Annotated in this window: 9 protein-coding genes and 1 pseudogene; 6 read left to right on the top strand and 4 right to left on the bottom strand. The window is 53.3% G+C overall.

What is annotated here, in order from left to right; translation table 11 throughout:
• The first annotated feature begins 22 nt into the window (after positions 1-22).
• From dkgA to ACLD3P_RS09035, 3 genes and pseudogenes are all read left to right on the top strand, one after another.
• Entirely contained in the window at positions 23-850 is an 828-nt protein-coding gene (gene dkgA, locus ACLD3P_RS09045) for a 2,5-didehydrogluconate reductase DkgA (RefSeq protein ID WP_000013100.1), read from the top strand.
• A gap of 165 nt (positions 851-1,015) precedes the next feature.
• Positions 1,016-2,501: pseudogene (locus ACLD3P_RS09040) on the top strand (DASS family sodium-coupled anion symporter).
• 44 nt (positions 2,502-2,545) lie between these two features.
• Positions 2,546-3,001, top strand: a complete 456-nt coding sequence (locus tag ACLD3P_RS09035) for an HIT family protein (RefSeq protein ID WP_000128242.1) — start codon at positions 2,546-2,548, stop codon at positions 2,999-3,001.
• Positions 3,002-3,136: 135 nt separating this feature from the next.
• On the opposite strand, the gene ACLD3P_RS09030 is transcribed toward ACLD3P_RS09035, so the two are convergent.
• Entirely contained in the window at positions 3,137-5,308 is a 2,172-nt protein-coding gene (locus tag ACLD3P_RS09030; protein WP_001274458.1) for a YgiQ family radical SAM protein, read from the bottom strand.
• Positions 5,309-5,795: 487 nt separating this feature from the next.
• Between ACLD3P_RS09030 and ACLD3P_RS09025 the strand changes: the two genes are divergently transcribed.
• From ACLD3P_RS09025 to ACLD3P_RS09015, 3 genes are read left to right on the top strand one after another with little or no spacing between them, the layout of a single operon-like run.
• A complete protein-coding gene (locus tag ACLD3P_RS09025; RefSeq protein WP_000799371.1) occupies positions 5,796-6,779 on the top strand; it encodes a TRAP transporter substrate-binding protein in 984 nt (327 codons plus the stop codon).
• A gap of 41 nt (positions 6,780-6,820) precedes the next feature.
• Positions 6,821-7,303, top strand: coding sequence for a TRAP transporter small permease (locus ACLD3P_RS09020; protein ID WP_001221825.1), 483 nt, complete (start codon positions 6,821-6,823; stop codon positions 7,301-7,303).
• Between the two features lie 10 nt (positions 7,304-7,313).
• The gene (locus ACLD3P_RS09015) at positions 7,314-8,621 is read left to right on the top strand and encodes a TRAP transporter large permease (protein ID WP_411006278.1); all 1,308 of its coding nucleotides are present in this window, start codon (positions 7,314-7,316) and stop codon (positions 8,619-8,621) included.
• A gap of 44 nt (positions 8,622-8,665) precedes the next feature.
• Here the strand turns inward: ACLD3P_RS09015 and ftsP are convergent, their stop codons facing one another.
• The 3 genes from ftsP to parC all read right to left on the bottom strand — a co-directional run bounded on the left by ftsP (position 8,666) and on the right by parC (position 13,404).
• Positions 8,666-10,078 (bottom strand): cell division protein FtsP, encoded by a 1,413-nt coding sequence (gene ftsP / locus ACLD3P_RS09010; protein ID WP_000010658.1) that lies wholly within the window; start codon positions 10,076-10,078, stop codon positions 8,666-8,668.
• Positions 10,079-10,151: 73 nt separating this feature from the next.
• Entirely contained in the window at positions 10,152-10,889 is a 738-nt protein-coding gene (gene plsC, locus ACLD3P_RS09005; protein WP_000965733.1) for a 1-acylglycerol-3-phosphate O-acyltransferase, read from the bottom strand.
• A 256-nt stretch (positions 10,890-11,145) separates the two neighbouring features.
• Entirely contained in the window at positions 11,146-13,404 is a 2,259-nt protein-coding gene (gene parC / locus ACLD3P_RS09000) for a DNA topoisomerase IV subunit A (RefSeq protein ID WP_411006277.1), read from the bottom strand.
• Positions 13,405-13,487 lie beyond the last annotated feature (83 nt).

The raw sequence follows: 13,487 nt of genomic DNA, 5'->3' as shown, positions 1-13,487 counted from the left end.
CCAATTAAAAGAGGAACACATCATGGCTAATCCAACCATTATCAGGCTACAGGATGGCAACGTAATGCCACAACTTGGGCTGGGAGTCTGGAAAGCAAGCAATGAAGAGGTGATCGCGGCGATTCATAAAGCGCTGGAGGTGGGCTATCGATCGATTGATACCGCCACAGCATATCAGAATGAAGAAGGCGTCGGCAAAGCGCTAAAAGCAGCGAGCGTGGCGCGGGAAGAGCTGTTTATCACCACCAAGTTGTGGAATGACGATCAAAAACGTCCCCGCGAAGCCCTGCAGGAGAGTCTGAAAAAACTGCAGCTTGATTATCTCGATCTCTATCTGATGCACTGGCCCGTACCGGCTATCGATCACTATGTCGACGCCTGGAAGGGCATGATCGCGCTGCAAAAAGAGGGGCTGGTAAAGAGTATCGGGGTTTGTAACTTTCAGATCCATCACCTCCAGCGTCTGATCGATGAAACCGGCGTTACCCCTGTGATCAACCAGATCGAGCTTCACCCCTTGATGCAACAGCGCCAGCTACATGCGTGGAATGCGACGCATAAAATCCAGACCGAGTCCTGGAGCCCGCTGGCGCAGGGCGGCGAAGGCGTATTCGATCAGAAAGTGATTCGCGAACTGGCGGATAAATACGGCAAAACGCCCGCCCAGATTGTTATTCGCTGGCATCTGGACTGCGGGCTGGTCGTCATTCCGAAATCCGTCACCCCTTCCCGTATCGCAGAAAACTTTGCTGTCTGGGATTTCCGTCTCGATAAAGATGAATTAGGCGAGATCGCAAAACTGGATCAAGGAAAACGCCTCGGCCCCGATCCGGATCAATTCGGCGGTTAAGCCGGATTTATCGCACGTCATGCCCGACGATGTCGTCGGGCTTTTTTGCATTCCGAAACATTAAGAAACAATTACGCGCATTTAACAGTATATTTCCCCCACACACAAGCGCAGAATTATTCTGATTTTATGAATATTTATTCATATTTATTATGAATTTACTTAATACATATAAAATATTTATGGATGTGTGATTGTGGCGGAAAAAAAATCTCAGGGCGTCAAATGGCTCCCATTAATTCTTATTCTGGTTATCGCCGCCGGACTGTGGCAGCTAACGCCCCCTTCCGGGTTAAGCGCGCCGGCCTGGCATTCCGCGATTATTTTTGTCGCGACGATCGCCTCTATCGTGGCGAAAGTGCTGCCTATTGGCGCGGTCGGTATTATTGGTATCACCGTCTTTGCGCTCGCCTATGCTGCCGGCGACAAAACGGCCAGCGGCGCGATTACCACGGCGTTGAGCGAGCTGAACAGTTCGCTGATCTGGCTTATCGTCGTCGCCTTTATGATTGCCCGTGGGTTTATCAAAACCGGGCTGGGTCGGCGTATCGCCCTACAAATGATCCGTCTGTTAGGTAAACGAACGCTGGGTCTGGCTTATGGTCTGGCGTTTGCCGATCTGATCCTCTCCCCCGCGATGCCCAGTAACACCGCGCGCTGCGGCGGCGTGATTTACCCGATCGCCGACTCGCTGGCGCGCAGCTTTGATTCACATCCGGAAGATGAGTCTCGCAGCAAAATCGGCACCTTTCTGATCACCTGTATTGGCAATGTTAACGACGTCACCGCCGCACTGTTTATGACCGGTTATACGGGTAACCTGCTGGCGGTAAAACTGGCAGCGAACGCCGGCGTTACGTTGAGCTGGGGAAGCTGGTTTATCGCCGCGCTCCTGCCTTGCCTGGTCTCTTTTCTTATCGTCCCGCTGCTGGTCTACTGGCTGACGCGTCCGGAAATTAAACATACGCCGGATGCGCCGGATTTGGCGCGCAAAGAGCTGGCGCAAATGGGCAGTATGACGCGCGGCGAGTGGCTCATGCTGGCGACCGTCGGCGTGTTGCTGGTGCTATGGATTTTTGGCAGCTCGCTCGGCGTGGATGCCACGACGGCCTCTTTTGTCGGTCTCTCGATTTTATTACTGAGCGGCGTGCTCACCTGGGAAGACGTTAAAAGCGAAAAAGGCGCCTGGGATACGTTGATTTGGTTTGCCGCGCTGCTGATGATGGCTAACCAGTTGAAGAAACTAGGATTCACCAGCTGGTTTGGCAACCTGATTGGCGACAGCATCGGCAGTACGATGCATGGAACCAGTTGGATAATCATTCTGCTGCTGCTTAACGCAGCCTATTTTTATACCCACTATTTTTTCGCCAGCGGCAACGCGCAAATCGCCGCGCTGTATGCGGTGTTTCTGGGCGTCGGTCTGCATTTGAATATACCGGCAGCGCCGATGGCGCTTATGCTGGCGTTTACCAGCAGCCTGTACTGCTCTCTTACACAGTATACCCACGCACGCGGCCCCATTCTTTTTGGCGCCGGCTATGTACCGACGGGCGTCTGGTGGCGAACGGGATTTATTATCAGCCTCTTTAATCAGGCGGTCTTTTTGACAGTCGGCCTCGCATGGTGGAAAGTGTTAGGGTTGTATTAAACGCTTAACGCATCGATAAGCCCCTCGGTTAACGGAGAAATGGAATGACCTGCATTTTCTGTCAAATAGTTGAAGGTAAAGCACCTTGTCATAAAGTTTGGGAAGATGAGCATCACCTGGCTTTTTTGTCGATTTTTCCGAATACCGATGGGTTTACCGTAGTGATCCCGAAAAAACATTACCCCAGCTACGCGTTCGATCTACCGCCGCAGGCGTTAGCGGACCTGATGCTGGCGACCCAAAAAGTGGCTAAGAAACTGGATAAGGCTTTCCCGGATGTCAGTCGTACGGGAATGTTCTTCGAAGGTTTCGGTGTAGACCATGTGCACAGTAAATTAAGCCCCATGCACGGTACTGGCGATTTAACCCACTGGAAACCGATTGAATCGCGGCAGAATAAATTTTTCGAACAGTATGAAGGATATCTGTCGTCACACGATCATGAACGGGCGGATGATGAAAAACTGGCCGCGCTGGCGGCCAGAATTCGTGAGGCATAAATACGGAGCACTTCTGCCGGATGGCGTTCGGCCTGGGTCGATCTGTGGGCCTGATAAACACAGCGCCATCAGGCAAAATAATCGCTGGATCGCGGCTTCGCCTTATCCAGCCTGACAGGATACCTGTAAAACCGTTTAACGCCCCGCGCCTTTCCCGCGCTTCTTATTCGCAGCAAGCCCCTGCCGCTGATGTTCCACCGGCGTATGCTTGGTCAACGCCGGGCGCGTGTTGCGGTTCTGGCGACGCGCTTCGCGCATCTCTTCAATGGTCGGCGCAGGCACCAAACACTCACGGCGACCGCCAATCAAATGCTTTTTCCCCATCGCTTCCAGCGCCTGGCGAATCAGCGGCCAGTTCGCCGGATCGTGATAACGCAGCAGCGCCTTATGCAGGCGACGTTGCCTGTCTCCCTTCGGCACCACCACATCTTCACTCTTATAACCAATTTTACCCAGCGGGTTTTTACCGGTGTAATACATGGTGGTCGAATTCGCCAACGGCGACGGGTAGAAGTTCTGCACCTGATCCAGACGGAAGCGGTGGCGCTTGAGCCACAGCGCCAGATTCACCATATCCTCGTCCCGCGTGCCCGGATGCGCGGAGATAAAATACGGGATCAGATACTGCTCTTTTCCGGCCTGTTTAGAGTAAAGGTCAAATAACTCTTTAAAGCGATCGTAGCTGCCCATACCCGGCTTCATCATTTTCGACAGCGGACCTTCTTCAGTATGCTCCGGCGCAATCTTCAGATAGCCGCCCACATGATGGCTTGCCAGCTCTTTAATGTAGCGAGGATCTTCTACAGCGATGTCGTAGCGCACGCCGGAGGCAATTAAGATTTTCTTAATGCCTTTCAGCTCACGGGCGCGGCGATAAAGATTGATCGTCGGCGTATGGTCAGTATCCATATGCGGACAGATATCCGGATAGACGCATGACAGGCGACGACAGGTCTGCTCCGCACGCGGCGACTTACAGCGCAGCATATACATGTTCGCGGTAGGACCGCCCAGATCGGAGATCACGCCGGTAAACCCCGGCACCGTGTCGCGGATCGCTTCGATCTCGTTGATAATAGAGTCTTCCGAGCGGCTCTGAATGATGCGCCCTTCATGTTCAGTGATCGAGCAGAAAGAGCAGCCGCCAAAGCAGCCGCGCATGATATTGATCGAAAAGCGGATCATCTCATAGGCCGGAATACGGGCATTGCCGTAAGCCGGGTGCGGCACACGCTGATACGGCAGCGCAAACACGCTATCCATCTCTTCAGTGGAGAGCGGTATGGCGGGCGGGTTGATCCAGACATAGCGGTCGCCGTGTTTTTGCATCAGCGCCCGCGCGCAGCCAGGGTTAGTTTCGTGATGCAGAATACGCGACGCATGGGCGTACAGCACCTTGTCGCCTTTCACCTTTTCAAAGGATGGCAGCAGGATATAGGTTTTTTCCCACGGCTTCGGACGCGGCGGCTGCACGGTAATCGCCTTAGCTTCTTGCTTTTTCGGCGCGACCGGCTTGTTATCCGCGCACGGCAGATCCTCACCATAGGGATGGGGAATTGGATCGATTTTACCCGGCGTGTCCAGACGAGTGGAGTCGACGCCGCTCCAGCCAGGCAGCGCTTCTTTAACCATAATCGCAGTGTTACGCACGTCGCGAATCTGATCGATGGTTTCGCCCATTGCCAGACGGTGCGCCACTTCCACCAGCGGACGCTCGCCGTTGCCAAACATCAGCATGTCGGCTTTGGAATCGACTAACACTGAACGACGCACAGTATCAGACCAGTAGTCGTAATGCGCGGTACGGCGCAGACTGGCCTCAATGCCGCCGAGGATCACCGGGACATCTTTCCACGCTTCTTTGCAACGCTGGGTATAGACCAGCGTGGCGCGGTCCGGGCGTTTGCCCGCGACGTTGTCCGGGGTGTAGGCGTCGTCATGGCGCAGCTTACGGTCGGCGGTGTAGCGGTTGATCATCGAGTCCATGTTGCCGGCGGTGACGCCGAAGAACAGGTTCGGTTTTCCCAGACGCATAAAGTCGTCTTTGCTGTTCCAGTCAGGTTGGGCGATGATCCCCACGCGGAAGCCCTGCGCTTCCAGCATACGACCGCAAATCGCCATGCCGAAGCTCGGATGGTCGACGTAGGCGTCGCCGGTTACCAGAATAATGTCGCAGCTATCCCAGCCAAGTTGATCCATCTCGTCACGTGACATCGGCAAAAACGGCGCCGGCCCAAAGCAGGCGGCCCAGTACTGCGGCCAGGAGAAAAGGTCGCGATCCGGTTGGATCAGGGAGATAGCGCTCATATTGCTTCCAAAACGATTGGCAAAAAAATAATCAAAGGTCGGGGATTATAAGCCGTATCTATAGCGAAAATGAAGGAGATTATCGCCTTATATGCAGGGCTGGCGCGAAATAGAAACAACTTTCAACGGCCTGGCCTGAGGTGTTTGAAATTGGTCTTATGAATATCTTCAAATTGGTATGCAATTAATTATACCCACGTCTAAAAACGCAGTATCGCCATAACAACAAAAAGTAAAAAAACATCGCATTATCAGCAATATATAAAAAAACTTCGCTGAATTGCTCACGACACTGTTTTTACCATGACTTTCTTCTGTGAACCAGATCTCTTTCTTTGGTCTATTGATTAAATTAAATTGGCTGACAGAATTCAGGGGATAAAGAACACCATCACCACGCCTTTCCCCAACACAATACCTTACGTATCAGCAGGTTATTAATTAATCAACGATAACCACAGGAATCCCAACTTATAAGGAAGCAGATATGAAAAACACACGTTCATTCACAACATCAGCGGTATTACTGGCCGGCTGTTTGCTACTGGCATTCCCAACGCTCGCCAAAACCACGCTGAAACTGAGCCACAATCAGGATAAAAGCCACGCCGTTCACAAAGCGATGAGCTATCTGGCCGACAAAGCGAAAGCCTATTCGGACGGCGAATTAAATATTCGTATTTACCCCAACGCCACGCTGGGCAACGAACGTGAATCGCTGGAATTGATGAACTCCGGCGCTCTGCAAATGGTGAAAGTCAATGCGGCATCGCTGGAGTCTTTTGCGCCGGAATATAGCGTGTTTAGCCTGCCGTTTTTATTCCGTGACCGCGATCACTACTACAACGTACTGAAAAGCGACTTAGGGAAACGCATTCTCGCGTCCTCCGAAAGCAAAGGCTTCGTCGGCTTAACCTGGTACGACGGCGGCGCCCGCAGTTTTTACGCTGGTAAGCCCATCACTCAACCCGACGATTTAGCCGGTATGAAAATCAGAGTGCAGCAAAGCCCCAGCGCTATCGCGATGGTGAAAGCGCTCGGCGGCGTGCCGACGCCGATGGCGCAAGGCGAACTCTATACCGCGCTCCAGCAAGGCGTGGTCGATGGCGGCGAAAACAACCCCGTGGTTTATGCCGATATGCGTCATGCGGAGGTGGCGAAATTCTATTCCCGCGACGAGCACACGATGGTGCCGGATGTCCTGGTCATCAGTACCAAAGTACTTAACAAATTGAGCGATAAAGAACGGAAAGCGTTATATAAAGCCGCAGATGAATCCATGCAGCAAATGAAAGACGTCATCTGGCCCGCCGCGGAAAAAGAGGCTTATGAGAGCATGAAGGCCATGAACGCGACTGTTGTTGATATTGATAAATCCGCGTTCAAACAGCGTGTTAAGCCCTTATTTGATGAGTTCCGCGCGAAAGATGCTCAGTCAGCGAAGGATCTGGAATACATCGAGAATATGTAAATCTGCCGGGCAGGGTTCTCCTGCCCTTTACAGGATGTAATATGCGAATACTCACCAATGCACTGAACAAAATACTGGCCGGGTGCTGCTGTATTATTCTGGCGATCATGGTTGCCTGCGTATCCTGGCAGGTGGCAGCGCGCTTTATATTCAACGCGCCAAGCAGCACGCTCGACGAATTCACCCAGATTCTTTTTATGTGGATGATTCTGTTAGGCGGCGTCTATACCGCCGGATTAAAAAAACATTTAGCTATCGATTTGTTAGCGCAAAAACTCTCCCGAACGCCCGCCCTCGTACTCGACAGTATCATTCAGGTGATTATTACCGTGTTCGCGCTGATTTTTATGGTGTACGGCGGTGATATTATTGTTGAAAAAGCGGCGCACGTCAGCCAAATGTCCCCGGTATTAAAATGGCCTATGGATAAAGTCTATTGGGTCATGCCGATTAGCGGCGTCATCCTGGTGTACTACACCATTGTGAACGTTATTGATAATTATCATCAGCGCCATCTTCGCTAACGAGGGATATATGGACTTTGAATATATTTACCCAATAATTGTTTTATTTGGCAGTTTTGCCATTATGCTGGCGGTCGGCGTTCCTATTACATTCGCTATCGGGCTGTCGTCCTTATTCTCAATCCTGATAGCCCTTCCCCCGGATGCGGCAATCTCGGTTATTTCGCAAAAAATGACCGTCGGTCTCGATGGCTTTACGCTGCTGGCGATCCCCTTTTTTGTGTTAGCCGGCAATATCATGAATACCGGGGGAATCGCCCGGCGCCTGGTGAATCTGGCTCAGGCGTTAGTTGGCCGCCTTCCCGGTTCGCTGGCGCACTGCAATATTCTGGCGAACACCCTGTTTGGCGCGATATCCGGCTCGGCGGTCGCTTCTGCGGCCGCGGTGGGCGGCATCATGTCGCCATTACAGGAAAAAGAGGGCTACTCTCCGGCGTTCTCTACGGCGATCAACGTCGCTTCGGCGCCGATTGGCCTGATGATCCCGCCCAGCAACGTGCTAATTGTCTATTCGCTGGCTAGCGGCGGCACCTCTGTCGCCGCCCTGTTTTTGGCGGGCTACCTGCCCGGCATCTTAACCGCGCTGGCTTTAATGACGGTAGCTGCGCTGTATGCCCATCGCCACCATTACCCGGTTGCCGAACGTATCAACCTGCGGCAGTTTCTGTCGGTATTCCGCGATTCGTTGCCCAGCCTGTTGCTGATATTTATTATTATCGGCGGCATTATCGGCGGCGTATTTACGCCAACAGAGGCCTCTGCGATCGCGGTAATCTATAGCCTGGCGCTGGCGGCCATTTATCGAGAAATTAATGTGAGTAAGTTGCACGATATTCTGCTGGATTCGGTAGTAACCAGCTCTATTGTTCTCTTACTGGTCGGCTGCTCAATGGGAATGTCATGGGCGATGACCAATGCTGATGTTCCTGAACTGATTAATGAAATGATTACCAGCGTGTCCGAAAATAAATGGGTCATCTTGCTGATTATCAATCTCATTTTGTTACTCGTCGGGACGTTTATGGATATTACCCCGGCTATTCTGATCTTTACGCCTATTTTCCTTCCCATTGCTCAACATCTGGGAATCGACCCTGTCCATTTTGGCATTATTATGGTTTTCAATTTAACCATCGGACTGTGTACGCCCCCGGTAGGCACTATTTTGTTCGTCGGTTGCAGTATCGGCAAAATCAGTATTGATAAAGTCGTCAAACCGCTATTACCGATGTTTCTGGCACTCTTTGTGGTCATGGCGATGATTTGCTACTTCCCGCAGTTGAGTCTGCTGCTTCCCACGCTGTTTGCCCCTTCCTGAAAACCCTGACGGGTCTGCGCTATTCAGACCCGTACTCGGACGCTTTACGACGCCGGATTCACCAGCATTTGCCCAATCGAGCCGCGGTCGGCCATTTCCAGCGTCTGGCTATTGAAATAGAACGGGAAGTGCGGCCAGGACGGCTGACCGTAGTAGACCAGCAGTTCGACTTGCCCATCCACCCAGACGGTATCTTTCCAGCCTCTATCTTCCGGGAACGGCATAGCGCCGTTGACGTTACGAATCAGGAAAGAGACGCCCTCAATATGGAACGACTGCGGCATATCGGCGCGTACCGTCCAGCGCTCCCAGGTGCCTTGTTGGGCCGTAATATCAATGCGATTCACATCCCATAGTTGGCCGTTAATCCCCGGATCGTCGCCAAGACTGATGTCCCGACTGCGGACAGGCGCGCCGCTCATGATCTCCGTCGGCAACAGACGCATCGGCAGATTATCGGTCACCAGCGGCAGCAATCCGGTTGGCCGTAACGTCAGCACCAGGGTCGAAACCAGAATACTGGAAGGCTCAAAGAAACCGCGAATCCGATCGACTATACTGGCCGCTTCCCCGCAGGTGATCGAGACTTCGTCGCCGTTGGTCATATCAACCAGGATTTCACGTCGCTCGCCAGGCGCCAGTGACAACTGTTTGACGGAAACCGGCGCAGGTAAAAAGCCCTGATCGCCTGAAATCACATGCAGCGCCCGGCCATCGCTCATCTGAAGCTGATAGCGCCGCGAGTTCGATGCGTTCAACAACCGTAACCGCACCCAGCCGCGGGACACTTCGACATAGGGGCTTTGCGCGCCGTTCACCAGCAGCGTATCGCCGACAAAACCACCGCTTCCCGGTTCGCTGTACTCCGGCGTCCCAAAGTTATCCAGCCGCTTATCCTGGATAATGACGGGAAAATCATCCACGCCGTAATGGTTCGGAATGGGCAGCGTTTTACTGATGTCGTCTTCGACCAGCCACATTCCGGCCAGGCCGTTATACACCTGCTGCGCGGTACGGTTAGGCGTGTTAGCGTGATACCACAGCGTCGCGGCGCTCTGACGAATCGGCAACACCGGCGCCCAGTCCGCGTTCGGCGACATCATACGCGCCGGGCCACCCATCAGCGGCCCCGGTACCAGTAAACCAGCAACCGTCATGGAGACATTTTCCGCCAGGCGGTTGCTATAGATGAGTTTAACGTCATCGCCTTTCCAGACGCGGATTGTCGGCCCCAGATAACGACCGTTCACTCCCCAGACCGGCGCGCGCGTGCCTTGCGTAAAGGACCAGTGCGCTCGCTGTAGCGTCATAAACAACGGCTGCCCGCGACGGGACTCCAGCAACGGCGGAACAGGCAACGGCTGTTGCTGACCGGCAGCATTCGCCCTGAGGGGAATCGCGCCTGCACATAGTGCGATTCCCGATGCCTGAAGAAACTGACGCCGACTGAATGACATATAAGCTCCATATAAAACAGGCTAAAGAGTTGTGCCTGAAAAAATGATTTCTACAATAACAGAGTAAGGCTGCTTAAACCTTACCGGTCGCTTCACGTTCCGCAACCTCTTTATCAAGTTCCGCGATTTTTTGCTCCATTAACGCACGGCAGTGGGCCGCCAGCTCGCGAACCTGATCTTTACCATATTCGCTGACGTCGACTGGCGGCAGCATTTCCACAATAACCAGTCCGTTGTTCAGGCGGTTTAGATTGACTTTGTTAGAGGTGTTGGAAACGCAGACAGGAATGATCGGCACACCAGCCGCGATAGCCGCATGAAACGCGCCGGTTTTAAACGGCAGCAGACCGCGTCCCCGGCTACGCGTACCTTCAGGGAACATCCAGATAGAAATACGGCGCTTTTTAAAATGGTTAACCACTGCCGCAATGGTGCTATGCGCTTTGGCGCGGTTATTACGGTCAATCAACAGATTACCGGTCAGCCAGTACAGTTGCCCAAAAAACGGGATCCAAAGCAGGCTTTTTTTCCCCACCGTCACCGTTGGCGGCTGCACAATATTCGACGCCGTGACCATATCATAATTATTCTGGTGGTTAGCGATATAGATAGCATTGCCATAGCTTTCCGCGTCGGCGGGTTTGCGGCACTCCACTTTCAGGCCAAACAGCGGGGCCAGACGACCGAACATATGTCCAAACGTCGCCACGTGTTTTGGGTTACGTGGGCTGAAAAGGCAGTAAATAGAACCGAAAACACAGACCAGAATGGAGTAAATAACGGTAACAATAAGACGAAAAATATATAGCATAACAACCTCTGAAGGCCTAAGAGCCCGGCATTCTACGTCACCTGAAATTCAGGTTAGGATTTTGGTAAGTGTGGCTCTCTGGAAAAACGTATTGTTAATCGCAATGCACGAATAAACAACGGTTTTACGGGAAATTTTAATGTTAATCCGATCTGAAACCGTAGGCCGGATAAGACGCTACTGCGTCGTCATCCGGCAACGGCAGAGCGCCGGATGGCGGCTTAAATGCCTTGTCCGGCCTACGGGTGCCCCTGTCTTACTCTTCGCTGTCGCCATGACTTACGCGATGCGGTGAATCAATCTCAATGCGATCGATACGCTGCAGGCCGCGCATTAATGTGCCACGGCGTCCGCGTTCGCCGACCACTTTCTGTAACTCTTCAGGGCGCAGTTTGATTTTGCGCTTCCCGACATGGATAGTCAGAGTGCTTTGTGGCGGCAGCACGTACAGGTGCGCCAGTCCATCATCGCCTTTCGCCGCTTCCGCAGAGGGGATATTAATGATCTTATTCCCTTTGCCTTTCGACAGCTGCGGCAGAGAGTCAACCGGGAACATCAACATCCGTCCGGCCTGGGTAATCGCCAGCAGCATATCGTGCTCGTCTTCAATCACCAGCGGCGGCATGACGTGCGCATTTTCCGGCAGTGTAATCAACGCTTTACCGGCACGGTTACGGGCAACCAGATCGTTAAACGTACAAACGAAGCCATAGCCCGCATCCGACGCCATCAGCAGTTTCTGGTCATCGCCTTCCATCAGCATATGCTCTACGGTCGCCCCCGGCGGCAGCGTGAGTTTGCCGGTCAGCGGTTCGCCCTGCCCGCGCGCCGACGGAAGCGTAATGGGATCAATAGCATAGCTGCGACCGGTGGTATCAATAAACACCACCGGTTGATTGCTCTTACCTTTCACCGCGGCTTTAAAGCTGTCGCCCGCTTTATAGTTAAGCCCCGGCGCATCAATATCATGACCTTTGGCGCTGCGCACCCAGCCCATCTGCGACAGCACGATAGTCACCGGTTCGGACGGCAGCATATCGTGTTCGCTCATCGCTTTAGCTTCTTCGCGCTCACGCAGCGGAGAACGGCGATCGTCGCCATAGGCATCGGAATCTGCCTGTAGCTCTTTTTTCAGCAAGGTATTCATTTTGCGTTCGGACGCGAGAATGCCCTGCAACTGGTCCCGCTCTTTTTCCAGCTCGTCCTGCTCACCGCGAATTTTCATCTCTTCCAGTTTGGCGAGATGACGCAGTTTCAGTTCGAGAATCGCTTCCGCCTGGGTTTCGCTGATGCCGAAACGCGACATCAGCGCGGGTTTCGGCTCATCCTCGTTACGGATAATCTCAATCACTTCGTCGATGTTGAGAAACGCCACCAGCAGACCTTCGAGGATATGCAGGCGCTTAAGCACTTTCTCCAGACGATAGTTCAGACGACGACGCACCGTGTCGCGGCGGAACACCAGCCACTCGGTGAGGATCTCCAGCAGGTTTTTCACCGCCGGACGACCATCCAGACCGATCATGTTCAGGTTAATACGGTAGCTTTTTTCCAGATCGGTGGTGGCGAACAGATGGTTCATCACCTGTTCCATATCCACACGGTTGGAGCGCGGGACAATCACTAAACGCGTCGGGTTTTCGTGATCCGATTCATCGCGCAGATCATCCACCATCGGCAGTTTTTTATTACGCATCTGCGCAGCAATCTGCTCCAGCACTTTCGCGCCAGACACCTGATGCGGCAGCGCGGTGATCACCACGGCGCCGTCTTCTTTGGTCCATACCGCGCGCATACGCACGGAGCCACGCCCGTTTTCGTAAATTTTACGAATTTCCGCACGTGGGGTAATGATCTCCGCTTCGGTCGGGTAATCCGGCCCCTGGACGATATCCAGCAACTGATCCAGCGTCGTTTTCGGCTGCTCAATCAGCGTAATCGCCGCTTTCGCCACTTCGCGCAGGTTGTGCGGCGGGATATCTGTTGCCATGCCCACCGCTATACCGGTGGTGCCGTTCAGCAGGATGTTCGGCAGACGCGCCGGTAACATTTTCGGTTCCTGCATCGTGCCGTCGAAGTTTGGCACCCAGTCCGCCGTCCCCTGACCGAGTTCGCTTAACAGCAGCTCGGCGTATTTGGACAGGCGAGATTCGGTATAACGCATTGCCGCGAATGACTTCGGATCATCCGGCGCGCCCCAGTTCCCCTGGCCATCGACCAGCGGGTAACGGTAAGAGAACGGCTGCGCCATCAGCACCATGGCTTCATAGCAGGCGCTGTCGCCGTGCGGATGATACTTACCCAGTACGTCACCGACGGTACGGGCGGATTTTTTAAATTTAGCGCTGGCGTTCAGCCCCAGCTCTGACATCGCATAGACGATGCGGCGCTGTACCGGCTTCAGGCCGTCGCCAATAAACGGCAACGCACGATCCATGATCACGTACATGGAGTAGTTTAAGTAGGCGTTTTCCGTAAATTCATGTAGCGCAAGGCGCTCTGCCATATCGCTCATTAACAGGGGATCCTCAATCTGCATGCTGACCGTTCGGACGGCAATATTGCCGCAGATAATACCCTATCTCACGGTCTGAGTCA

Origin of the sequence: Salmonella sp. 741265073_HBA (assembly GCF_046569105.1) — a bacterium.
GTDB classification, from domain to species: Bacteria; Pseudomonadota; Gammaproteobacteria; order Enterobacterales; family Enterobacteriaceae; genus Salmonella; species Salmonella enterica.
Note: the sequence above shows the minus strand (reverse complement) of the source record. Positions and strands in the feature narration are given on the sequence as shown.

What these genes read in the sequence shown, in the direction of transcription:
- plsC (WP_000965733.1), bottom strand. Translation starts at nt 10,889, where the DNA reads ATGCTATATATTTTTCGTCTTATTGTTACCGTTATTTACTCCATTCTG.
- dkgA (WP_000013100.1), top strand. Translation starts at nt 23, where the DNA reads ATGGCTAATCCAACCATTATCAGGCTACAGGATGGCAACGTAATGCCA.
- ACLD3P_RS09025 (WP_000799371.1), top strand. Translation starts at nt 5,796, where the DNA reads ATGAAAAACACACGTTCATTCACAACATCAGCGGTATTACTGGCCGGC.
- ftsP (WP_000010658.1), bottom strand. Translation starts at nt 10,078, where the DNA reads ATGTCATTCAGTCGGCGTCAGTTTCTTCAGGCATCGGGAATCGCACTA.
- ACLD3P_RS09035 (WP_000128242.1), top strand. Translation starts at nt 2,546, where the DNA reads ATGACCTGCATTTTCTGTCAAATAGTTGAAGGTAAAGCACCTTGTCAT.
- ACLD3P_RS09015 (WP_411006278.1), top strand. Translation starts at nt 7,314, where the DNA reads ATGGACTTTGAATATATTTACCCAATAATTGTTTTATTTGGCAGTTTT.
- ACLD3P_RS09030 (WP_001274458.1), bottom strand. Translation starts at nt 5,308, where the DNA reads ATGAGCGCTATCTCCCTGATCCAACCGGATCGCGACCTTTTCTCCTGG.
- ACLD3P_RS09020 (WP_001221825.1), top strand. Translation starts at nt 6,821, where the DNA reads ATGCGAATACTCACCAATGCACTGAACAAAATACTGGCCGGGTGCTGC.
- parC (WP_411006277.1), bottom strand. Translation starts at nt 13,404, where the DNA reads ATGAGCGATATGGCAGAGCGCCTTGCGCTACATGAATTTACGGAAAAC.